Source organism: Pseudomonas sp. B3G-3 (genome assembly GCF_028640915.1).
Taxonomy (GTDB): domain Bacteria; phylum Pseudomonadota; class Gammaproteobacteria; order Pseudomonadales; family Pseudomonadaceae; genus Aquipseudomonas; species Aquipseudomonas chlororaphis_I.
In genome coordinates, this window is the sequence record NZ_JAQZAB010000067.1 from 68017 (window position 1) to 90256 (window position 22240).

At 63.2% G+C, this 22240-nt stretch carries 18 protein-coding genes; 8 read left to right on the plus strand and 10 right to left on the minus strand.

The genetic code is table 11. The features are described 5' to 3' along the window. The first annotated feature begins 18 nt into the window (after nt 1–18). The 3 genes from PVZ80_RS06605 to PVZ80_RS06615 all read left to right on the plus strand — a co-directional run bounded on the left by PVZ80_RS06605 (nt 19) and on the right by PVZ80_RS06615 (nt 4383). Complete coding sequence (locus PVZ80_RS06605; protein ID WP_103330678.1) at nt 19–1719, plus strand: polyurethane esterase; 1701 nt, start codon at nt 19–21, stop codon at nt 1717–1719. A 106-nt stretch (nt 1720–1825) separates the two neighbouring features. Then, on the plus strand, nt 1826–3679 hold the full coding sequence (locus PVZ80_RS06610; RefSeq protein ID WP_273863566.1) for a polyurethane esterase: 1854 nt from the start codon (nt 1826–1828) through the stop codon (nt 3677–3679). A gap of 311 nt (nt 3680–3990) precedes the next feature. Beyond that, nucleotides 3991–4383, plus strand: coding sequence for a hypothetical protein (locus PVZ80_RS06615; RefSeq protein WP_016705125.1), 393 nt, complete (start codon nt 3991–3993; stop codon nt 4381–4383). A gap of 21 nt (nt 4384–4404) precedes the next feature. Here PVZ80_RS06615 and PVZ80_RS06620 read toward each other — a convergent pair whose 3' ends face one another. After that, nucleotides 4405–4629: a YgdI/YgdR family lipoprotein gene (locus tag PVZ80_RS06620; RefSeq protein ID WP_273863567.1), complete on the minus strand. Its 225-nt coding sequence runs from the start codon at nt 4627–4629 to the stop codon at nt 4405–4407. A 218-nt stretch (nt 4630–4847) separates the two neighbouring features. Between PVZ80_RS06620 and PVZ80_RS06625 the strand changes: the two genes are divergently transcribed. Both PVZ80_RS06625 and PVZ80_RS06630 read left to right on the plus strand, forming a co-directional pair. Then, on the plus strand, nt 4848–6500 hold the full coding sequence (locus tag PVZ80_RS06625) for a VRR-NUC domain-containing protein (RefSeq protein WP_273863568.1): 1653 nt from the start codon (nt 4848–4850) through the stop codon (nt 6498–6500). Further along, entirely contained in the window at nt 6497–8785 is a 2289-nt protein-coding gene (locus PVZ80_RS06630; RefSeq protein ID WP_273863569.1) for an ATP-dependent DNA helicase, read from the plus strand. Before PVZ80_RS06625 ends, PVZ80_RS06630 begins: the two co-directional genes overlap by 4 nt. On the opposite strand, the gene PVZ80_RS06635 is transcribed toward PVZ80_RS06630, so the two are convergent. Beyond that, nucleotides 8770–9978: a serine hydrolase domain-containing protein gene (locus PVZ80_RS06635; protein WP_273863570.1), complete on the minus strand. Its 1209-nt coding sequence runs from the start codon at nt 9976–9978 to the stop codon at nt 8770–8772. The genes PVZ80_RS06630 and PVZ80_RS06635 overlap by 16 nt on opposite strands. Nucleotides 9979–10051: 73 nt before the next feature. Here PVZ80_RS06635 and PVZ80_RS06640 point away from each other — a divergent pair, with 73 nt between their 5' ends. Then, complete coding sequence (locus PVZ80_RS06640) at nt 10052–10678, plus strand: TetR/AcrR family transcriptional regulator (protein WP_009049207.1); 627 nt, start codon at nt 10052–10054, stop codon at nt 10676–10678. Nucleotides 10679–10703: 25 nt separating this feature from the next. Here the strand turns inward: PVZ80_RS06640 and PVZ80_RS06645 are convergent, their stop codons facing one another. The 6 genes from PVZ80_RS06645 to PVZ80_RS06670 all read right to left on the minus strand — a co-directional run bounded on the left by PVZ80_RS06645 (nt 10704) and on the right by PVZ80_RS06670 (nt 20183). Beyond that, nucleotides 10704–11117: a TIGR03067 domain-containing protein gene (locus PVZ80_RS06645; protein ID WP_028684103.1), complete on the minus strand. Its 414-nt coding sequence runs from the start codon at nt 11115–11117 to the stop codon at nt 10704–10706. Between the two features lie 43 nt (nt 11118–11160). Continuing rightward, nucleotides 11161–11808, minus strand: a complete 648-nt coding sequence (locus tag PVZ80_RS06650; RefSeq protein WP_009049205.1) for a response regulator — start codon at nt 11806–11808, stop codon at nt 11161–11163. Between the two features lie 74 nt (nt 11809–11882). Beyond that, on the minus strand, nt 11883–15098 hold the full coding sequence (locus PVZ80_RS06655; protein WP_273863571.1) for a hybrid sensor histidine kinase/response regulator: 3216 nt from the start codon (nt 15096–15098) through the stop codon (nt 11883–11885). A 111-nt stretch (nt 15099–15209) separates the two neighbouring features. Beyond that, nucleotides 15210–16400, minus strand: a complete 1191-nt coding sequence (locus PVZ80_RS06660) for an EAL domain-containing response regulator (RefSeq protein ID WP_009049203.1) — start codon at nt 16398–16400, stop codon at nt 15210–15212. Next, nucleotides 16387–19215 (minus strand): response regulator, encoded by a 2829-nt coding sequence (locus PVZ80_RS06665; RefSeq protein WP_028684101.1) that lies wholly within the window; start codon nt 19213–19215, stop codon nt 16387–16389. Before PVZ80_RS06665 ends, PVZ80_RS06660 begins: the two co-directional genes overlap by 14 nt. 146 nt (nt 19216–19361) lie before the next feature. Further along, complete coding sequence (locus tag PVZ80_RS06670) at nt 19362–20183, minus strand: aldo/keto reductase (RefSeq protein WP_009049201.1); 822 nt, start codon at nt 20181–20183, stop codon at nt 19362–19364. 207 nt (nt 20184–20390) lie between these two features. On the opposite strand from PVZ80_RS06670, the gene PVZ80_RS06675 reads away from it, so the two are divergent. Then, a complete protein-coding gene (locus PVZ80_RS06675; RefSeq protein ID WP_009049200.1) occupies nt 20391–20606 on the plus strand; it encodes a TOBE domain-containing protein in 216 nt (71 codons plus the stop codon). 129 nt (nt 20607–20735) lie between these two features. Here PVZ80_RS06675 and PVZ80_RS06680 read toward each other — a convergent pair whose 3' ends face one another. Beyond that, nucleotides 20736–20909: a hypothetical protein gene (locus tag PVZ80_RS06680; RefSeq protein WP_155499990.1), complete on the minus strand. Its 174-nt coding sequence runs from the start codon at nt 20907–20909 to the stop codon at nt 20736–20738. A gap of 66 nt (nt 20910–20975) precedes the next feature. Between PVZ80_RS06680 and PVZ80_RS06685 the strand changes: the two genes are divergently transcribed. Continuing rightward, entirely contained in the window at nt 20976–21485 is a 510-nt protein-coding gene (locus PVZ80_RS06685) for a hypothetical protein (RefSeq protein ID WP_273863572.1), read from the plus strand. A gap of 142 nt (nt 21486–21627) precedes the next feature. Here PVZ80_RS06685 and PVZ80_RS06690 read toward each other — a convergent pair whose 3' ends face one another. Further along, nucleotides 21628–22218 carry a helix-turn-helix domain-containing protein gene (locus tag PVZ80_RS06690; protein ID WP_371356831.1) on the minus strand — a complete coding sequence of 197 codons (591 nt, stop codon included), beginning with the start codon at nt 22216–22218 and terminating at the stop codon, nt 21628–21630. Nucleotides 22219–22240 lie beyond the last annotated feature (22 nt).

Below are 22240 nucleotides of genomic sequence, written 5' to 3' on the forward strand. Positions count from 1 at the left end.
ATAAGAGTGAGACACAACATGGGTGTATTCGATTACCGGAGTTTCAAGGGCGAGGCGGGCAAGGCGTTGTACAGCGATGCCCTGGCGTTGACGCTCTATGCCTACACGCCCACCGGGCAGCCGCTGGCGTCGGGCTGGACGGCGATTGGTGCCGAGCGGCTGGGGTATCAGGGCAAGGTCGGGCCCCAGGGCACCTTCTTCGGCGAGCAGCCGGGCTTCACCAGCGCCGAAGTGGAAGTGCTGGGACGTTATGACGAGGCCGGCAAGCTGCTGTCGATCGGCATCGCCTTTCGCGGCACCGGCGGGCTGGGCTTGAGCGATACCCTGGGCGACATCAAGAACAACCTGCTGGCGGCGGTCGGGCCGGTGGGTTACGCGGCGAACTACAGCAAGAATGCCTTCGACAAGTTGTTCGCCAGCGTCGCCGAGTTCGCCAAGGCCCAGGGCCTGAGCGGCCAGGATGTGCTGGTCAGCGGCCACAGCCTGGGCGGCCTGGGGGTCAACAGCCTGGCCGAGCTGAGCGGCGAGCACTGGGGCGGTTTCTACGCCGACGCCCGCTATGTGGCGTTCGCCTCGCCGACCCAGAGCCCGGGGGACAAGGTGCTGAACATCGGCTACGAAAACGACCCGGTGTTCAGGGTGCTCGACGGCACCACCTTCAATGCCTCGTCCCTGGGTAGCCATGACAAGGTCCAGGCGTCGGCGACCAACAACATCGTCAACTTCAACGAGCACTATGCGTCGACCCTGGAGAACCTGCTGCCGCAGAGCATCCTCAACCCGCTGTCGTGGAAGGCCCACGGCTCCGCGGGTTACGCCGATGGCTTGAACCGGGTGGTCGATTCGGCGTTCTACGACCTGACCGGCAAGGACTCGACCCTGATCGTCTCCACGCTGTCCGAGAGCAGTCGCGGCAAGACCTGGGTCGAGGACCTCAATCGCAATGCCGAGCCGCACAAGGGCAGTACCTTTATCTTCGGCACCGATGGCAATGATCTGCTCAAGGGCGGGCGCGGCAACGACTTCATCGAGGGCCGCGACGGCAACGACACCTTCCGCGACGAGGGTGGCTACAACATCCTGCTGGGCGGCAAGGGGCATAACGTCTTCGACCTGCAGCAGTCGTTGGGCAAGTTCAGCGTGGTCAACGATGGCGACGGCAGCCTGTACGTGCGCGATGCCTATGGCGGCATCAGCATGACCCGCGACATCGGTGCGCTGGTGAGCAAGGAGCCGGGTTTTGCCTGGGGCCTGTTCAGCAAGGAGGTGACCCACAGCGTGACCGACCAGGGCCTGCTGGCCGGCAACCAGCTGACCCCTTACAACCACTCGCTCAATGGCGACGCCTACGGTAATGCGCTGGTGGCCAGCGTCGATGGCGACTGGTTGTTTGGACATGGGGGCGACGATGTGCTGCGCAGCGACAAGAGCGACGTGACCTTTGTCGGCGGTGCCGGCAACGATGTCATGTACTCCAGTGGCGGCGGGGCCAACACCTTCCTGTTCAGCGGCGCCTTCGGCTTCGACGCGATCCATGGCTACCAGGGCAGCGACAAGCTGGTGTTCATGGGCGTGGCGGGCGCGGGGCAGGGCTACGACTACACGCAGCACCTGTCACAGAACGGCCAGGACACCTTGCTCAGCGTCGGCGACTACGCCGTGACGCTGGTCGGGGTCGCGCCGGACAGTCTCTCCGCAGGGGGGATCGTCTTCGCCTAGATAAGAGCGGCAAAAGGCATTGCACTAAGGGCGGGGCGTCTGTTGAGGGCGTCCCGTCCGCGTGAGCTATCTCGAATAAAGTTCAACAACAAAGAGAGGCAATACCATGGGTGTGTATGACTACAAAAACCTCGGCACAGAAGATTCAAAGGCGCTGTTTTCCGATGCGCTGGCGATCACGCTGTATTCCTACCACAACCTCGATAACGGCTTTTCCGCCGGTTATCAGCAGTACGGTTTCGGCCTCGGCCTACCGGCGACCCTGGTCACGGCGCTGATCGGCAGCAGCGATTCGCAAGGGGTGATTCCCGGGCTGCCCTGGAACCCCGACTCGGAGAAAGCCGCGCTGGAGGCGGTGCAAAAGGCCGGCTGGACGCCGATCGGCGCTTCCCAGTTGGGCTACGACGGCAAGACCGACTTCAGGGGCACCTACTACGGGGAAAAGGCCGGCTACACCACCGCCCAGGCGGAAGTGCTCGGCAAGTACGACGACCAGGGCCACCTGACCTCCATCGGCATTGCCTTTCGCGGTACCAGCGGCCCCCGTGAATCGGTGATCGGCGACTCCATCGGCGATGTGATCAACGACCTGATGGCGGCGTTCGGGCCCAAGGACTACGCGAAGAACTACGCCGGCGAAGCCTTCGGCAAGCTGCTCGCCGATGTCGCGGCCTTCGCCCAGGCCAACGGCCTGACGGGCAAGGACATCCTGGTCAGCGGCCACAGCCTCGGCGGCCTGGCGGTCAACAGCCTGGCGGACCTGAGCGGCGATCACTGGTCGGGGTTCTACCAGGATGCCAGCTATGTCGCCTACGCCTCGCCGACCCAGAGCGCGGGGGACAAGGTGTTGAACATCGGCTACGAAAACGACCCGGTGTTCCGCGCCCTCGACGGCTCTTCGTTCAACCTGGCGTCCCTCGGCGTGCACGACACGGCGCAGGAATCGGCGACCAACAACATCGTCAGCTTCAACGACCATTACGCTTCGGCGGCCTGGAACCTGCTGCCGTTTTCCATCCTGAATATTCCGACCTGGCTGTCGCACCTGCCCACCGGCTACGGCGACGGCATGACGCGGATCCTCGAGTCGAAGTTCTACGACCTGACGAGCAAGGACTCGACCATCATCGTCGCCAACCTGTCGGACCCGGCCCGGGCCACCACCTGGGTCCAGGACCTCAACCGCAATGCCGAGACCCACAAGGGCAGCACCTTCATCATCGGCACCGACAGCAACGACCTGATCCAGGGCGGCCAGGGCAACGACTACCTGGAAGGCCGCGCCGGCAACGACACCTTCCGCGACGCCGGTGGCTACAACATCCTGCTGGGTGGGCAGGGCAACAACACCCTGGACCTGCAGCAGTCGGTGAAGAACTTCAGCTTCGCCAACGACGGCGCCGGCACCCTGTATGTGCGCGATGCCAATGGCGGCATCAGCATCACCCGCGATATCGGTGCGATCACCAGCAAGGAGCCGGGCTTCCTCTGGGGGCTGTTCAAGGACGACGTGACCCACAGCGTCACCGACAAAGGCCTGCTGGCGGGGAGCAACCTGACCCAGTACGCCTCTTCGGTGAAGGGCGACGCCGCGGCCAATACCCTGACCGCCCACGCTGGCGGCGACTGGCTGTTCGGCCTGGACGGCGATGACCACCTGATCGGCGGCCAGGGCAACGATGTGCTGGTCGGTGGCGCGGGTAACGATTTGCTGCAGGCGGGCGGCGGCGGCAATATCTTCCTGTTCAGCGGCGACTTCGGCCAGGACCGCGTGCTGGGCTACCAGAGCAGCGACAAACTGGTGTTCCTCGGCGTCGAAGGCGTGGTCGCCAACGACGACTTCCGCGCCCACGCCAGCACCGTGGGCAACGATACCCTGCTGACCTTCGGTGGCGACTCGGTGACCCTGGTAGGGGTGAGCCTGGACAGCCTCAACGGCGCGAGTATCACCATCGCCTGAGCACTGACCGCGCGAGGTGGCGATTTTGCCTCGCGCGGTCACGGACTTTCCCTCGGCAGCACTTCTCGCCAAAGCAAGGGGATTCGCCCGTAGGGTGACCCGCAAGCCTGGAAATGACTCCAATACCTGCCCAGCTGCGACGCGGCGCTCGATAGAGCATCGACTCAGCGCCAGGCGGGGTGATGGCGCGCGTGCGTTCCAGGGCCATTAAAGTCCGCAGGAGTTGGCGCGTTATCAAGGCAGGCGGCCGCAGCCCAGGTAGCGGCCAATGCTCATTCAACGGCAACAGTGAACAGCAGGAGAACTACAAGGTGAGTGATAACCAGAGGTATGGCATCGGTCTGGCGCTGGTCCTGATAGCAGGCAGCGTAATGGCCGAGGACTTGCCTCAGCAATCGATCCTGAAGCGCTACGGCGTGACCCCGGACCAGCTCCCGGCCGCTGCGCCGGCCACCGACAAGCAAGTAGAGCCCGAGCCGAGCAGCCGCTTTCATATCGACGCGGAACGGCCTTGGGCGAGCGTGACTCTGGGGGAGGGTAAAAAGCCTGAAACCACCGGCAATATCAGCATCGATAATGCGGCCGCCCGGGAATTCGAGCGTTGCCAGCGGGTGCGTGGAGAGCTGCAGAAGCGTGGGGAACAGCGATACATTTCCTGCGATAACAGCGTGCCGGGGCAGAATTCGGCACCCTGGTCGCCCTGAGGGCGACCAGGTTCGATCGGCTCAGTCCTCCTGGCGGACGGTGGCGACATCGGCCGCCTTGATGCGGATCTTCTTGCCGGCGATGTCTTCGAATTCGTAGAACCCATCGGTGGTCTTGGCGTTAGGCATGTCCTTGGTCAGGTATTGCGTGCCGTTCTGCAGGGTCACCACGGTCGGCGAGGCGCAGCCGCCCAGTGCCAGGAAGGCTGCAACGGCCAACGGCAGGCCCAGGTATTTGACGTTCATAGACAAACCTCTCTTCATGAATCTCTGTGAGTCCACCCATGATTGGCGGCTCGCGACTATATGGCTATCCGCCCTTGGTGTGATTAACCGCAAGAAAGTTCTGCGGCCCCGTAAAAAAACCTGTAACGCCACTTATCCAATAGTGTTTGCCAGGGCAGGTCGGCAGCTGTTATCTGTATGCATAACCAGTATCCACCTCTTTGCGGCGCGCTTGTCCTGTGACTTCCAACCCTCTGGAAAACCCTCTTTATTACCTGCACAACTTCCAGCAGGTGCTGGCCTGGCTCGAGCTGCGCTACGCCGATGTGCTGTCACCTGAAGAGCTTAGCTTCATTGCCGACTTCGCGGCCCTGGCCCAGCCATCCCAGGCCCTGCTGGTGCGCATGATCATGCGCAAGGGCTGTCATTTTCGCATGTCCCGGCTGGTCTATGAAGAAATCGGTGATACCCGCGCGGCCGTCGCACCGCTGGTGCGCCTGGGCTGGGTCGACGAACACGCGCCGCTGACCCTGGAAGAGCTGTTCAACCTGTTGCAGAAGGCGGAAATCCTCCACGGTTTTCGCCCGGTGATCGAACAGCCGAAGGCCCGCAAGTCCGACTGGCTGGCGGCGCTGGCGCCGCTGTTCGACGAGCCACGGAGCCTGGACCAATGGTGCCCGGGGCTGGAAGACGGGGTGTGCAGCCTGACGGTCATGGCGCTGTGCGACCGCTTGCGCCTGATGTTCTTCGGCAACCTGTACCAGGACTGGTCGGAGTTCGTGCTGGCCGACCTGGGCATCTTCACCTACGAGAAGGTCGAGTTCCGCGACGACGCCCGGGCCCTGCGCAGCCGCGCCGATGTCGAGGGTTTCCTGTACCTGGAGGATTGCCGGCAGTGCTTCGAAAGCGGCGCGGCGCTGGACGAGGTGCTGGCGGGCATCCAGGCGTTCGCCAGCGACAATCCCTGGCTGCAGCGGCGCCGGGCCAAGCTGCTGTTCCTGCTGGGCCAGCACTGTGAGCGGCTAGCCGAATGGCCGCTGGCGGCTGCCATCTATCAGGACTGCGCTGACCCCGGGGCGAGAGCGCGGCTGATCCGCGTCTTCGAGCGCAGCGGCGATTACCCGCAGGCGCTGGCCCTGGCCGAGGCGGCGGCACTGGCCCCGTACAACGCGGCTGAGCAGCAGCAACTGCTGCGCCTGCTGCCCAGGCTGCGACGCAAACTCGGCGGCCCGGCCACGCCGCGTGGCGGCACCCGGCCGACGCTGCGCCTGGACCTCAGCCTGCCGCGGGTCGATCCAGAGCTGTCGGTGGAACTCCATGTGCAGGCCCATCTCCACGAGGAGCAGGCGCCGGTGCACTACGTGGAGAACAGCCTGATCAATTCGCTGTTCGGGCTGCTCTGCTGGCCGGCGATCTTCGCGCCGCTGCCCGGGGCGTTCTTCCATCCGTTCCAGCGCGGCCCGGCGGACCTGTTGAGCGAGGACTTCCACAGCCGGCGCACCGAGCTGTTCCAGGCCTGCCTGGCGGAGCTGGATGACGGGCGTTATGTGCAGACCATCCGCCAGCGTTACCTCGACAAATGGAGCGTGCAATCGCCTTTCGTGTTCTGGGGCGCCCTCAGCGAAGAGCTGCTGGAGCAGGCCCTGGCCTGCCTGCCGGCCGAGCACCTCAAGCACTGGTTCGACCGCCTGCTGCAGGACATCAAGGCCAACCGCGCCGGCATGCCGGACCTGATCCAGTTCTGGCCGCAGCAGAAAACCTACCGGATGATCGAGGTCAAGGGCCCTGGCGACCGCCTGCAGGACAACCAGCTGCGCTGGCTGGAGTTCTGCCAGCAGCACCAGATGCCGGTGGCGGTCTGCTACGTGCAATGGGCGGAGCAGGGCGCGTGAACTACCGCATCGCGGTACGGGCGCTGTGCGAATTCACCGCCAAGGTCGGCGACCTCGACCTGCGCTTCACCCCGTCGCCCACCGCGCTGGAAGGCATCCAGGGCCACCGCACGGTGGCGGCGCGGCGCAGCGCGAACTATCGGAGCGAAGTGTCCCTCGAAGGCAGCTTCGGCGCGTTGACCGTCAAGGGCAGGGCGGACGGCTACGACCCGGACGCCAACCTGCTGGAAGAGATCAAGACCTACCGCGGCGACCTGGAGCGCATGCCGGCCAACCATCGCCAGCTGCATTGGGCCCAGGCGAAAATCTATGGCTGGCTGCTGTGCCAGCAGTTGCAACTGAGCAGCATCCGTCTGGCCTTGGTGTACTTCGACATCCTCAGCGAGCGCGAGACGTCGCTGGTGGAAGAGCACGGGGCCGAGGCCCTGGAGCAGTTCTTCAACCAGCAATGCAGCCTGTTCCTGCAATGGGCCGAACAGGAACTGGCCCACCGGCACGCCCGCGACCAGGCCATGGCGGCGTTGAGTTTCCCCCATCCCGACTTCCGTCCGGGGCAGCGCAGCCTGGCCGAGTCGGTGTACAAGGCGGTGAGCACCGGGCGCTGCCTGATGGCCCAGGCACCGACCGGGATCGGCAAGACCCTGGGCACGGTGTTTCCCATGCTCAAGGCGATGCCGGGGCAGCAACTGGACAAGCTGTTCTTCCTCACCGCCAAGACCCCGGGACGCAAACTGGCGCTGGATGCCGCCGAGGTGCTGTTCGAGCGCCGCCCCGGGCTGCCGTTGCGAGTGCTGGAACTGGTGGCCCGGGACAAGGCCTGCGAGCATCCGGAACTGGCCTGTCATGGCGAGTCCTGTCCGTTGGCCAAGGGTTTCTACGACCGTCTGCCGGCGGCGCGGCAGGCGGCGAGCCAGGTGTCGCTGCTGGACCAGCAGGCGGTGCGCGAGATCGCCCTGGAGCATGGGCTGTGCCCGTATTACCTGAGCCAGGAAATGGCCCGCTGGAGCGATCTGCTGGTGGCGGACTACAACTACTACTTCGATTTCAGCGCCTTGCTGTTCGGCCTGGCGCAGGCCAACCAATGGAAGGTCGCCGCGCTGGTGGACGAAGCCCATAACCTGGTGGAGCGCGGGCGCTCGATGTACAGCGCCAGCCTCGACCAGTACCAGTTGCACAACGTGCGCCAGGTTGCCCCGGAGCCGCTGAAGAAGCCGCTGCAACGGCTCAACCGCGAATGGAATGCCTTGCACAAGGAGCAGTCGCGGCCGTACCAGGCCTATGACCAGGCGCCGGCCCCGTTGCTCAAGGCGCTGTCGCTGTGTATCTCGGCGATCGGCGATTACCTCAACGACCATCCGCAAGGGCTGGACAGTCGGTTGCAGGGCTTCTATTTCGACGCCCTGCAATTCGCCCGGGTGGCCGAACTGTTCGACGAGCAGTTCCTGTTCGATATCAGCAAGCGCGAACTCAATGCCCGCCGCAGCCTGTCCGAGTTGTGCCTGCGCAACGTGGTGCCGGCGGGCTTCCTGGCGCCGCGGTTGAGTGCGGCGCGCAGTACGGTGCTGTTCTCGGCGACGCTCAATCCCTGGCATTACTACCGCGACCTGCTGGGGCTGCCGGAGACCACGGTGTGGGTGGATGTCGAGTCGCCGTTCAGTGTCGCGCAGCTGGATGTACATATCGTCAGCCGGATCTCCACCCGTTTTGCCCATCGCCAGGCGTCCCTGGCGCCCATCGTCGAGCTGATCGCCAGCCAGTTCCGCCGGCGCCCCGGCAATTACCTGGCGTTCTTCAGCAGCTTCGATTACTTGCAACAGGTGGCCAGCCTGCTGGCCGAACAGCACCCGGATATTCCTCTGTGGCAGCAGTCCCGCGGGATGGATGAAGGGCAACGCCAGGCGTTTCTCGAGCGCTTCGACGCCGATGGCCAGGGAGTGGGTTTCGCCGTGCTGGGCGGGGCGTTCGGCGAGGGCATCGACCTGCCGGGTTCGCGCTTGATCGGCGCCTTTATCGCCACCCTCGGCCTGGCCCAGTTGAACCCGGTGAACGAGCAGTTGAAACAGCGCATGGCGGCGATTTTTGGCGCCGGTTACGACTACACCTACCTGTACCCCGGCCTGCAGAAGGTGGTGCAGGCCGCGGGCCGGGTGATTCGCAGCCAGCAGGACCGTGGCGTGGTGATGCTGATCGACGACCGGTTCGCCGAGCCCAGGGTCCGGCAATTGCTGCCGGGCTGGTGGTCGCTCGACGCCCCGGGCGGCGAGGCGCTTCAGGGCGCCGGGTAGGCGGCGTCGCGGATCTCCCGGGTAAAGGCCCCCGACATGCCCTCGAAAGCGGTGTTGGTCAGCGCCACCACGGTCAGCCTGGCCTGAGGGTCGACGAACCAACTGTGGCCGTAGGCGCCGCCCCATTGCAGGGTGCCCCTGGATTGCGGGGTGCCGGCCAGGGCCGGATCGTCCAGCACCGCCCAGCCGTAGCCGAAGCCCCAGCCCGGCCCCTGGGTCTGGGCCTGGGCGCCGACCTGATCGGTCATCATCGCCTGCACGCTGCGCGCGGAAAGCAGCGGGCCGCCACCCTGGCGCAAGGTGTCGAGAAAACGCGCCACATCCATGGCGGTACCGGCCATGCCGGCGCCACCGGAGGGGTAGGACCGCGGGTCGAAGATCCGCTGGAGGGAGAACCGCGTGGTACTTTCGCCGACCCTGATCGCCGCTTCGTCCTGCATCCGGCTCGGCCGCGGACGGTCATCGCGGTACACCGCGCCGAGGCGGGCAGGATCCTTGACCGAGAACGCGGTGTCGTTCATGTCCAGAGGCTTGGTGACCAGCTCCTCGGTCAGGGTCGGCAGGCTTTTGCCGCTGGCCTTTTCCAGCACGGCGCCCAGTACGTCGATGGCCATGGAATAGCGCCATTGCGTGCCCGGCGGATAACTCAAGGGCACGCTGGCAATGCGTTTGAGGTTGTCTTCCAGGCTCATGCCCGGTTCGGCCAGGCCATCCGACACCCCCGCCGTGCGATACGCCCCGTGCTCGGCCTCGAGAAAGCCGTAGCTCAGGCCCGCAGTGTGGGTCAGCAACTGCTTGAGGGTGATCGGCGGTTGCGTGCCATCGGCCAGCGTTGGGCGGAAATCCGGCAGCCATTGGCTGACTGTGTCGTCCAACGACAGCGTGCCCTGTTCCACCAGGCGCATGGCGACCGCGGACACCATGGGCTTGGTGATGGACGCCAGGCGCAGAATGGTGTCGCCGGTCATGGGCCGGGCCGCTTCGCGGTCGGCGAAACCGGCGGCGCGCTGGTACACCACCTGGCCGTCGCGCATCACCACCACCACGGTGCCGACGATCCGCTGTTCGTCGATGGCTCGTTCGATGGCCGTGTCCATGCGCCTGCCGAGTTCCTCGTCCGGCGTGGCAGCACTGGCCAGCGAAGCGCCGAGGGTGGCGGCCAGGGCAAGCAGACCTTTACAGGTTCGATCCATGGGAGGAAGCCTCTATAATCACAGTGTTCGTTATGATTAACCGGCATTCGTTCTAATTTCAATAGTGATCACTATGATAAATAACCCTGCTGCCGTGGTGCGCCGTCGTGGACGGCCGATTGCCTTTGATCGCGACCAGGTCCTGGCCCTGGCGGCCGAGGTGTTCTGGCGCCTGGGTTATGAAGGCGCCTCGATGCCGGAGTTGTCGGCGGCCATGGGCATCACGGTGCAAAGCCTGTATGCCGCGTTCAGGTCCAAGGCCGAGCTTTACCAGCAGGCGCTGCTGCATTACCAGCGCAGCACCGGCGCCTTTGCCGAGCGGGCACTGCGCGAGGAGGCGGACGTGGTGGACGGTTTTCTCCGCCTGCTGCGCGAGGCGGCCCATGAGTACAGCCTGCCGGGCCGGCCGCGGGGCTGCATGATCTCCACCGCGACCCTGACCTGCGCGGTGGAAAACGATGCTATTCGTGAATTTGTCAGTGCCCTGAGGGCCAACACCCTCCAGGCCTTTGAAGCGCATATCGAGCAGGGCATCGCCAGCGGGCAACTGCGCGCCGATACCCAGGCCGTGGCGCTGGCCCGGTATATCGGGGCGATCATTCAAGGCATGTCGGTACAGGCCCAGGATGGCGCGGATTGCGCAGCGTTGCTGGCGATCGGCGAGTTGGCGGGACGGGAAATACAGCGGGCCAGGGCCTGACGGGATGCCCGCCAATAAGCGAGCCTCAGCGGTTGCCGAGGCCTGTGCCGTCCTGTGAGACGCGGATGAACCGGCGCAGGGTTTCACCCGGCCCGGTGCGGAACTCGGTGGGCCTGGGTTGGCCCTCGTCCGCGGCGATGAAGACGAACTCATCGCCTTCGAGTCGATAGCTGGCCGGCAAGTGCTTGCCGGTATCGGCACCCATGGAATCGACCCAGGTAATGGACTTCGGCGTGGTCCGGGTATCGAGGGTAAAACTACCCGCGAGCAACAGCTCGCCTTCAAGCGTCACGACACGGAACCCTTGCCCCTGGATCAGGGTAAGGGCGCCTGGGGCGCCATGTTCGTCAGGTGGGTTGCTGACCCCGTTGTCCTCGTACTCCACCTGTTCCCAGGCACCTTGAAGCTGTTGCAGATCGAACTGGTCGTCGCCGGTCATCGCTGCTCGGGCCTTCTGTCTTTGCTGGGTGAAAGGGGCGGGGTCAGTTGAAGATGTTGCGACCGATGCAGTACGTCAGCAGGTCCTGGTCGCTCTCGACTTCCAGCTTGCGCATGGCGGAGATTTTCTGTGCGCTGATGGTCTTCGAACTGCGGTTCTGGCTTCGGGCAATGTCACTGACGCTCTTGCCGGAAACGAACAGCCGCAGGATTTCAAACTCCTTGGGCGAGAGCATGGAAATCCGGTCGTCGATGCTTGCATTGGACTCGATGACCGAGCTCGGCGCAGGTTCGATACTCTGATAGGAACCTCTTTCGACGATGGTCTTGAGCGCCACCTGGATTTCATTGTGCAGCTGGCTTTTCTGGATCACCCCGACCACCCCCAGCTCATGCAGGCGTGTAAGGATCAACTGGTTGGAGATCATGGTCAGGATCAGTACCTGCAGGCGCGGGAAGTGGCGCTTGAGGTACTCGACCAGCTTGAGGCCGTCGCCGTAGGGAGAATCCCCGGGCATGTTGTAATCGGTAATGACGATATCGACCGGTTGTTGCTCGAGGATTTCGATCAAGCCCTGTGAGCTGATGGCTTCACCGACTATTTCAAAGTTGCTTTCTCGTTCCATCAACTCGCGAACGCCGAGCAGAACAATCGGGTGATCGTCGGCGATGACTACTTTAAATTTTTCCATGACTAGCCACTCGTAATACGCCGGTTGGTAAGGAGAAAGAATAAGGGATTGCGTTCATCAAATCTTGTCGCGTCTCATTCAAGTGCATTAAGAATATCCGTCAAGCTTTGTATCAGGCTTTTCACCTCAAGGGTCACGGAAGAAGTCGTCGCGCTTTGCAGTATCCGGGACTCCAGTTCGGCACAGTTTTTCGCCAGTGCGCTCAACTGCACGGCACCCAGCGCGCCGGCGGCGCTGTGCAGTCGCTCGGCGAGCCGCTTGGCATCCTGGGCGTCGAGGGCGTCGGTCACGCTCTGGATATCCTGGCGCATGGTGGTAATGAACAGCGCACGCATTTTCGGAGACAGCTCGATCATGGTGTCGCCGGTCGCGGGGGGAGGCGTTGCATCGATCATCGGTTGCGGTTCCTGGGCAGGCGCGTTCGCGCAGAGATTCGACAGGTAGTGGTGCAGCGTCTGCAGGCTCAAGGGTTTGACCAGCCAGGCATTCATGCCGACGGCCATGCAGCGGGCACCTTCTTCGCGCAGGGCATTGGCCGTGACCCCGACGATCGGAACCTCCCGGTCGCGCTCACGCAGGGCCCGGGTCAGTTCATAACCGTTGAGCAGCGGCATGTTCACATCGGTCAGCACCAGGTCGAACACCTGCGGCTGCCAGAGCTGCAAGGCTTCTTCGCCGTTGGAGGCGGCGGTCACCGTGCAGCCCAGGGCTTCGAGTTGCTCCTTGATGATCGCCTGATTGATCGCGTTGTCCTCGGCCACCAGTATATGCAGGCCGAGCCTGCTGCTCAGGTCGTATTCGGGAGCGGCGGGCGCAATGGTTTTCCCATGCAGGGTCAGGGAGACGGCCCTGGCAATGGCCCGCACATCATGGGCATCCACGCTGCAGCCTGGCTTTGGCTGTGCCGGCGGGTGTTCGCCGCTGGCGCACAGGACCCGGGGGCCGGCCCAGGCGGGCAGGTTGTCGGAGGGCAGGACATCGACCAGCAGGTTGGCCTGGCGCGACTCTTCGACAAAGGCCGGCAATGGCTTGGCGACCACGCCGAGGCGATTCAGCCAGTCGCAGGTGCTCTGCGTCAGCTCCACGGCGGGCGCCCGCACATACACCGCCTGGGTGGTTGGCAGGATGTCCGCGCAGCCATCCAGCGAGCCCGGCATGACCTTCAGCCCCAGCCGCAGCGAGAAGCTGCTGCCCAGGCCGGGCTCGCTGACCACGCGTATCTGGCCGTCCATCATTTCTGTCAACCAGCGGCATATCGCCAGGCCGAGCCCGGCACCGGCCTCGCTGGAAGCGTCGCGTACCTGGTAGAAGGTGTCGAACAGCCGCTCCTGCTGGGCTGGCGAGATGCCGATGCCGGAGTCGGTGACCTGCCATTCCAGGCTGGCCTGGCCCTCCACGGATTCCAGGACCCTGACCCGCAGCACGACACGGCCGGTGTCGGTGAACTTGATGGCATTGCTGAGCAGGTTGTTGAGGATCTGGCGGATCCGTATCGGGTCGCCCTGCAACTGGTCGGGCAACGTTGCATCGACACAGGCGTACAGCAGCAAGCCCTTGTTTTCGGCGAAGACACTGTAGGCATGCAGCGTGTCCTCGATCATCTGCAACGGGCAGAACGCCTGGGACTCGATCGCCATCTGCCCGGATTCGATCTTGGAAATGTCCAGCACATCGCTGATCAATTGGAACAGGGTGCTGGACGAGCGCTGGATGGTTTGCAGGTGTTCGCGCTGCCGCGCATCCAGGCGCGTCAGCCCGAGCAGTTCCAGGGTGCCCAGCACGCCGTAGAGCGGGGTGCGTATTTCGTGGCTCATGGTGGCTAGGAACAGGGTCTTGGCTTCGCTCGCCGCATCGGCGGAGCGTCGCGCCTGTTCCAGCATGGCCGCGCCCTCGATATGGCTGGTCACGTCGTGGAAGGCACAAAGCACGGCATCCTCGCCCTGGTAACGGGTGGGCACGAACCCTACCTGCAGGTGGGTACCGTCAATGTCCAGCCGGGTTTCACCGGCGACGGACAGGTCCTGCCGGTTCTCCAGGGCCATCCGCAGTTTTGTGCTGCCTTGCCACTGCTGGGCTTTGCGGTTTTCCAGCAGGACCTTGAAGTCCGAGCGACGCACCACGCACAGGCCGGTGGGCGCGCTATCGATCACGGCCCGGCTGAAGGCCTCGCTTTCGGCGGTGCGTTGGTAAGCCTCGTAGACCGGTTTGACGATGCGCGACTGATACCGGCGACTGACCAGCCAGCCACAGCCGATGCCGCCGATCAGCAAGGCCAGCAAGACCGGCAAGGGCCACAGGGTGTAGTTGAAGTAGCTCTTGAAACCGATGGTGTAGAGGGCGGTCCAGGGCTCGGCGGAGTTGCTCGAGACTTTGAAGACCATGCCGTCGCCGGTGATGTTCAGCCCGTCATGCAGCACGTTGCCCGGTTGCAGCGAACCGCTCAGCACCTTGCCGGAGGGGGCGATCAGGGTCACATGGTCATAGGTCGACCACGGCATGAGTCGCTTGATGTCACTGACCAGGTCCATGCTCAACAGCGACGCAATGCCGACCGGGTTGCCGGCGTCCTGGACGCCTGACCCTTGCGGCCCGAGGTGGGCGCTGACATAGGCCAGCAGCCGGACGGGGGCCTCGTTGGCTTGATGCGGGACCAGGGGTTCCCAATCGACCACGCCATCGGCCCGTGCCGGATCGTTCGCCAGCAGCAGCTTGAGTGTTTGCAGGACGAGTGCCTTGTTGGGGGTGTCGTTTTTCCAGAGCGGGTCTCGTGAATGCCCGGCTGCCGGAATGCCGATATTGAAGCTGTCCTCGACATCGAACAGAAAAAACGGCGGTGACTGGTAATGGGAAGTGGACCAGAAGGCGCTGTAGTAATCGGTCAGGTGCTCTCCCAGATCGGATAGCCTGGCCAAGGTGTCAGGTGCGATGTTCTGTTGGTTGACGGACAGGCTGAAGGGCGTGGAAAAGGCGAATTCCTGGCCCAGGTAGTTGTGCAATCCCTCTTCGGGCAAGGCGCTTTTCAGGTACGAACCCGAGTCGCTGGAGCGCAAGGGGACCTGGGTGCCTTGTACGGCGACGCCACGGAGGAAGTCTTCATGTTCGCGGATGTCTTCCATCATCCGCGCAAAGTGCGCCTTGAACCTGTCGTGTTGTTCTTCGAGCAGTTTGTGCGACGACCAGTAACTGATGGCGATCAACAGCAGGGTCAAGCCGAGAAAAATCAACAATCCCTTGTTCAGGCGAGTCGAGTATCGTTTCAGATTCTCGAGAAGCGTGTCCTGGTGGTTCATCACTGGTATCCAAAAAAACATGAAAAAGTCGAAGCCTTGAGGATTTTACCTTTAAACAACGACTTGTCAGTGATGTGGGGCATGTAATCCTGAAGGGTGGGTGTCCTCGGTTCAATAACTGGCGGCTGGACCGTCGTTCACCAGCAGCTGTTGAAACTGTTCGGAGGGGACTGCGCGAGAGATCAGGAACCCCTGCACCTGGCTACAGTCGATCTTGCGCAACAGCGCCAACTCCTCGGCGCTTTCCACGCCTTCGGCGACCACGGTCAGGCCCAGTTGGCGACCCAGGGCAATGATGCTGGTCAGGGCCTTGGTCAGTTCTTCGCTGGCATGGCATCCCTGGACCAGGGCGCGATCGATCTTCAGCTCGGTGAACGGGGTGGAAACCAGGTTCATGTACGAGCTGTAGCCCTTGCCGAAGTCGTCCTGGGACAGGCCGAAGCCCTTGATGCGCAAGCGGCAGGCGCCGGCATAGAAGTTACTGATGTCCTGGGGCACCGAACATTCCATGAGTTCGAAACAGATCTGCCCCGGTACGCCCTGATGTTCCATGACAAAGTCGAACAGGCGGTCCGCCAGGTCGTGGCTGTTGAGCAGATGGGTCGGCAGGTTGATCGACACCGGAATATCGTAGTCATGCTGGCGCCAGCGGGCCTGGGCCTGGATCGCCTGGCGCAAGACCAGCCACAGCAGCTCCTCCTCGAGATCGAAGGACTTGAGGGCGGGCAGGAAGGCGTCGGGGAGCAGCATGCCCTGTGTCGGATGCATCCAGCGGACCAGGGCTTCGGCGGCGACGATGCGGCCGTTGAACAGCGATTTCTTGGGTTGGAACCAGGCCTCGAACTGCTCTTCCTGGATGGCCTGGGCCAGCGCGGCCCGATTGAGCATGGCGGTCGGCAAGGGGCGTGGCGAGCTCGGCTGCGAGATGCTCAGCTGGGTGGTCAGGGTTTGCAGGGCGGCGAGGTTCACCGGTTTCGAAATCAGGCCGATGACTTTCACCCCGAGGTTCTTGGCGACCAGGCTGGCGCTCATCAGCATGCGCCGCGAAGCCGAGCTCATGATCGCCAGCGCCGGCTTGGAGTGCAGGGCCGCCAGTCCCTGGATGAACTGCACGCCATCCATTCCCGGCATCAACAGGTCGGTGAGCACCAGGTCGAACTTGCGCCATTTCAAGCGTTCCAGCGCCTCTTCGCCATCCCGTGCGCCTTCCAGGTAATAGGGGCCCAGCTCACCGAACAGATGCTGCAGGTACATGTGCTGGAAGGGATGGTCTTCAACGATCAATATGCTACAGGGCTTCATTCTTCGCTCTTTCATAGGGCGCTAGGTAATTGAACAGGGCGCGTAATGCAAAAGGTTTGACCAGGCAATGGTTCATTCCGGCCGCCAGACATTGCTCTTCTTCTCCACGCATCGCGTTGGCCGTGGCACCGATGATCGGGACCGTACAGCCACGGCGTCGCAACTCCTTGGCCAGTTCATAGCCATTCATCACGGGCATGTTGACGTCAGTGAGGACCAGGTCGAACCGCTCGGGGTTCCACATCGACAGGGCTTCCTCGCCGTTCGACGCAAGCTCCACGCTGCAGCCCAGCTCTTCGAGCTGATCCCTGAGGATCAACTGGTTGATGACGTTGTCTTCGGCCACCAGCACCTTCAGTTCCAGTTGCTTCAGCGTCCAGTGTTCGTTGTGGCTCTCGGCCTTGGCCACCCACAGCCCCTGGGCCTGGCTGACCGCCTGGTGAATGGAGCGCAGGTGGTTCAGGTTCACGTGCCAGCACCCGGTACGAACCTGCGGTTCGTTGTTGCCGGTGCCGGTGGCGAGGATCAGCGGACCGGGCCAGTCCGGTTGCAGGCGTTGTTCCAGTTCGCCGGGGTGGACCTCCACCAGCAGGCAATCGCTGGTCGGGGCGATCTTCGAGGGATGGCACAGCTGCACCCGGGCTCCCCACTGGCGCAGCCAGCCGCCGATGGACTCCGCGAGCTCCCGCACGCTGGACATCACATAGATGGTTTCCGGCAGCAGCTGGGTGGCGGGCAGGGTGACCGGCCCATCGATCGCGGCTTCCAGGGGCAGGGTGAGGGAGAAGCTGCTGCCCAGCCCCAGTTCGCTGACCATGCGCAGGCTGCCGTTCATCAATTGCGTGAGGCGCTGGCAGATAGGTAGGCCCAGACCAGTGCCCGCCACCACGTTGGTATTGCCGCCGGTTTGATAGAAGGGTTCGAATATCAGTGGCTGATGATCCTGGGCAATGCCTTTGCCGGTGTCGGAAACCTGCCACAGGATGCTGGAGCGCTCGCCATCGCGGCTCAGCAGGTTGACCCGCAGCACGATGCGCCCCAGGTCGGTGAACTTCACTGCGTTGTTGAGTAGGTTGCTGAGGATCTGCCGGATGCGGGTGACGTCGCCGATCAGGCGCTCGGGGATCTGCGGGTCCACGCAGGAATAGAGCAGCAGGCCCTTGTTCGACGCGGCGGCGGAATAGCCCTGGATCAGCTCGTGGACCAGGTCCAGCGGCGAGAACTCATTCAGCTCCAGGGCCAGTTGCCCGGCTTCGATCTTGGACACGTCCAGCACATCGCAGATCAGCTGCAACAGGGTCGAGGAAGAACACTCGATGGCGCGCAGGTAGTCGCGCTGCTGGGTATCCAGCTGGGTACGCGCGAGCAGCTCCAGGGTGCCCAGCACGCCATACAGCGGGGTGCGTATTTCATGGCTCATGGTGGCGAGGAACAGGGTCTTGGCTTCGTTGGCGGCGTCGGCCATCTGCCGGGCTTCTTCCAGCGCGGCTTCCACCTGCTTGCGCGCACTGATGTCGCTGAAGGCGCAGAACAACACGTCTTCGCCCTTGTAGCGGGTGGGCGCGGAGCTCAGGTAAAGGTGGCGCCCATCGGCGGTCTCGAAGTAGTCGAAGCGGTTCGGTTCGTGGCTCTTGAAGGCTTGCTGGATCCAGCCGGCGCAGAGTATTTCCCGTTCGATGCCGTCGCCCAGCCACTGCTGCGCCAGGGTGTTTTCCAGGACCACCTGGCCATCGGTACGCCGCAGCACGCACAAGGCCACGGGCGCGGTCTGGATCACGTCGCGGCTGAACAGCTCGCTCTCGACCAGGGCCTGGATACGGCTCAGCGCAGGAGTGATGAAGCGGTGCTCGATGCGGCGGGTCAGCAGGCAGATCAGGCTGATGCTGAACAGGCAGAACACCAGGGCGCCGGCCAGCTGGGGCCAGAGCGCGATCAGCAGCGACTGCAGGCTGAAGGAGTAGACCAGTTGCCAGTCGGAGGTCATCAGTTGCTTGCGGATCACCAGGTGATCGGGCCACCAGCGGCTGCCGACAAAACCGAAGAAGTTGCTGCCTTGCAGTTGCTGCAGGGCCTGCCCCAGGCGTCCGGCCGGAGTGTTGGTGAACAGCAGCGCGCCTTCGGAGTTGAACATCATGAACTCGCCGGCGCTCTGGTCGCTGAGGGCCTTGAGCACTTCCCGCCCATCCATTTCCAGGCCCAGCCAGCCGGAGTCATCGGTGCGCTCGTCGAGCCGGGTGAAAATGTACAGCTGCGAAGTCTGCGTGGACGGGTCGGTGAGCCACAGCTCGTTGGTGTCCGGATGCTCTCCATGGTTGAGCGCCTCAAGCTTGGAGAGGATGGTCCTGGGCAGGTTGGGGGAGGTCGGGTTGCTGCTGTAGAGGCGCATGACCCGGGCCTCGGGACCGGGGCTCACATACAGCAGGTTGACCTGCTTGGCCTTGAAGTATTCGCGCATGCGCACGCTTAGCCAGATGCTCCATGGGTCATCGAGGTCGCCCAGTTGCAGGTGCAGTTCTTCGGTGGAGGGCAGGTACACCAGGGCCTGGGCCTGCTTGGAGCGGCGTACCGCGGACAGGCTGAGGCTTTCCAGCAAGGCCTCGCGGCTGGTGAAGAAGGTCTGGGCTTCGGCGATGGCGCTGCTCATGTAGCCGCGGCGCCGGGAAATGTCGTTGCTGAGGGTGGAATTGAGGAAGTTGTAGACGGCTCCGAGGATACCAACCAAAAGAATGAGCGCGAAAAGACGCAGCAACCTGCTAGCGGCTTCAGGACTGGAAAATACGGGACTGATCTGATGAAGGTAGGTCTTTAATCTCATGGACCCACTCTAAATAAACCCTCCTTAATCCGGGATAGGACGATCCTTAAAGTCGCTGGTATTTCGCCGCTTCCAGCCTTGTCGACGACGAAAAGAGCCTGGCACGGGTGCCAGGTTTTTTCGCTGCGGTGCCGCTCGCGACCGGATCAGACCACTGCCAGTCGCTGCTTGCGCAGTGGCGCGGGGAAGGCCTGGTCGATGGCCGCCAGGTCTTCGTCGTGCAAGCGCAACCCGGCCGCCTCGGCGTTCAGCCGGACATGCTCGGGGTGCACCGCCTTGGGAATGGCGATCACACCTTCCTGGCGCAGGACCCAGGCCAGGGAAACCTGGGCCGTGGTCACGCCATGGCGTTCGGCGACCTGCTGCAGCGCGGGGTGGCGCAGCAGCTTGCCGGCCTGGGCGATAGGGCAGTAAGCCATGAGCGGCAAGCGCTGCTGTTGCGCGGCGGGCAGCAGGTCGAATTCGATGCCGCGTTCCTCGATGTTGTACAGCACCTGGTTGGTGGCGCAGGCCGGGCTCGCCAGTTCCTCGAGGTCATCGAGGTCGAAATTGGAAACGCCCCAGCGGCCGATCTTGCCGTCTTCGCGCAGGCGTTCGAAGGCTTCCAGCGTTTCTTCAAGAGGGTATTGGCCACGCCAATGCAGCAGGTACAGATCGATATAGTCGGTCCCCAGGCGCCGCAGGCTGCGGTCGCAGGCTTGGGGAATGCCTTTGCGGCTGGCGTTGTGCGGGTACACCTTGCTGACCAGGAACACCCGGTCGCGCTGGCCGGTGATGGCGGCGCCAACCACTTCCTCCGCGCCGCCCTCGGCGTACATCTCGGCGGTATCGATCAGGCTCATGCCCCGTTCGATACCGGCCTGCAATGCGGCAATCTCGGCGTTGCGCTGGTGGCGCTCCTCGCCCATGCGCCAGGTACCCTGGCCAATCACCGGGACGGGCACGCCCGCCAGATCGAGTGTTCGCATGACAATCTCCTGAAAGGGTTAGCAAGGACCCAGAGAAGCAAAGGCGCGGTTGCCGGTCAAGGTAACGAAGTGAGGGAGGCGATCTTTTATATTCATTTAAGGAATAAAATAACTACTATTTATTCCTTTTAATGTCTGAAAACACAGGGCACCTTAGAGGCCTGCACGGCGATGCGCCAGTGCCCACCCCAGACAGGAAGGCTCACCATGACCATCAAGGCAATCAACGTTCGCAATCAGTTCAAGGGCGTCATCAAGGAGATCCATGAAGGCCAGGTGGTCTCGGAAATCGATGTGCAGACCGCCTCGGGCATCGTCACCTCGGTGATCACCACGCGCTCGGTGCGCGACCTGGAATTGAAGGTCGGCAGCGAGGTCATCGCCTTCGTCAAATCCACTGAAGTGTCGATCGCCAAGCTCTGAGGCTTTCGATCCCGACCCTGCACCTCGCTTGCCACGCTCGCCGAACCCTGCCACAGGGGCACCGGCAAGGGTGGCAAGCCGCCTTTCCCGAGAAAAGTCGGGCCTCCTTAGAATGATTATTTCTTTGGGTTATTGAATGCGCTGATTCGCGCATATCCATCGCAGCGGAAAACACGCTGCGGTCCTGCTCCCGTCCGCGATGAAATCCATCTGGCTGCTCAAGCGGAAAATCCCGCGCGAACGGCTGCGCTGAAGCTGCCCCGGCAGCCGCGATTGCTGTTCGATCGGCATCTTGTGCGGCATTCGCCACTCCCTAGAATCCGCCCCATCAGCTTCGTCCAACTATCGAATCGCTTAGGGAGTTTCACCATGATGAATGCCATGCAGATGCAAATGCCGATGAACGCCAACATGCCGATGATGCCGATGATGGGCATGCCGATGATGATGGCGACCATGAGCTGCGAAATGATGGACGACGGCATGCTGTGCAAGATGACGCCGGCCGCGGGCATGGACATGGCCATGTTCAAGAACAGCGCGCAAATGATGCAGATGATGATGAACTGCGGCATGCCGATGATGATGCATTGCGCCAACATGAGCATGATGTGCATGTCCCAGGCGAGCATGGCCATGCCGATGATGGGCGCCATGATGCCAATGCCGATGATGGGCATGCCGATGCCGTCGATGAAGTGCGTGATGGAATGCACCCTCGAAGCCGACTGCATGATGTGCAAGATCATGCCGATGGCCGGCATGAACATGGACATGATGAAAAGCTGCTGCGCCCTGATGATGAAGATGATGAACGACTGCGGCATGCCAATGATGATGAGCTGCAACGGCATGCCGATGATGTGCTGCACCTGCTGATTCCTCGCGGCGGCACAAAAAAGCCCGGCCGGGATGATCCCGCCGGGCTTTTTCTATAGAGGGACTATTGGCATTCGTAGCCGCTGGCGCAGCCTGCGATCGGGGCCGCAGGACCCGCCCTGTCAGCACAGTCCCGGCTGGTTCAGTCCAGGCGTTCCGGATAGGTCACCACCAGGTAGGCCACCGCCTCGCTGTCGGCCGGGTTGCGGTAGCGGTGCGGCTGGTCGGCGTAGAACAGGATCGAGTCGCCGGTGGAGAGCAGGTAGCGTTCCTGGTTGACGCTGATTTCCAGTACGCCCTGGGACACTACCAGGTTTTCCTGGACCCCCGGTCCGTGTCCTTCGGACTGGTCTTCGCCGAGCGGGCTCAGGCGCAGTTCGTAGAATTCCGACTGGCGCGCCACGTCGAAGGGGAACAGGGCGCGGCTGACAAAGGCGCCGTTGGCGCTGACCAGGCGTTTGCTCTGGCTCGATGGCAGCACCGCCACACCTTCGAAGGCGCGGTGTTCGAGAAAGGCCGCGACCGACACCTTCAGGCCCTTGGCGATCTTGCACAGCACCTTGATCGACGGCACGCTGCGCCCGGACTCGATCTGCGCCAGCATCGCCCGGCTGACCCCGCACTGGCGGGCCAGGGCATCCAGGGACAGATGACGCTTGCTGCGCAGGCGTTGCAGGTTCTGCGCGACCCGCTCGCTGATGGGGTCTTCTTCCTGAGTTTCCAGGTGGCTCAAATCAAGGCCGGGTTCGTCGGCG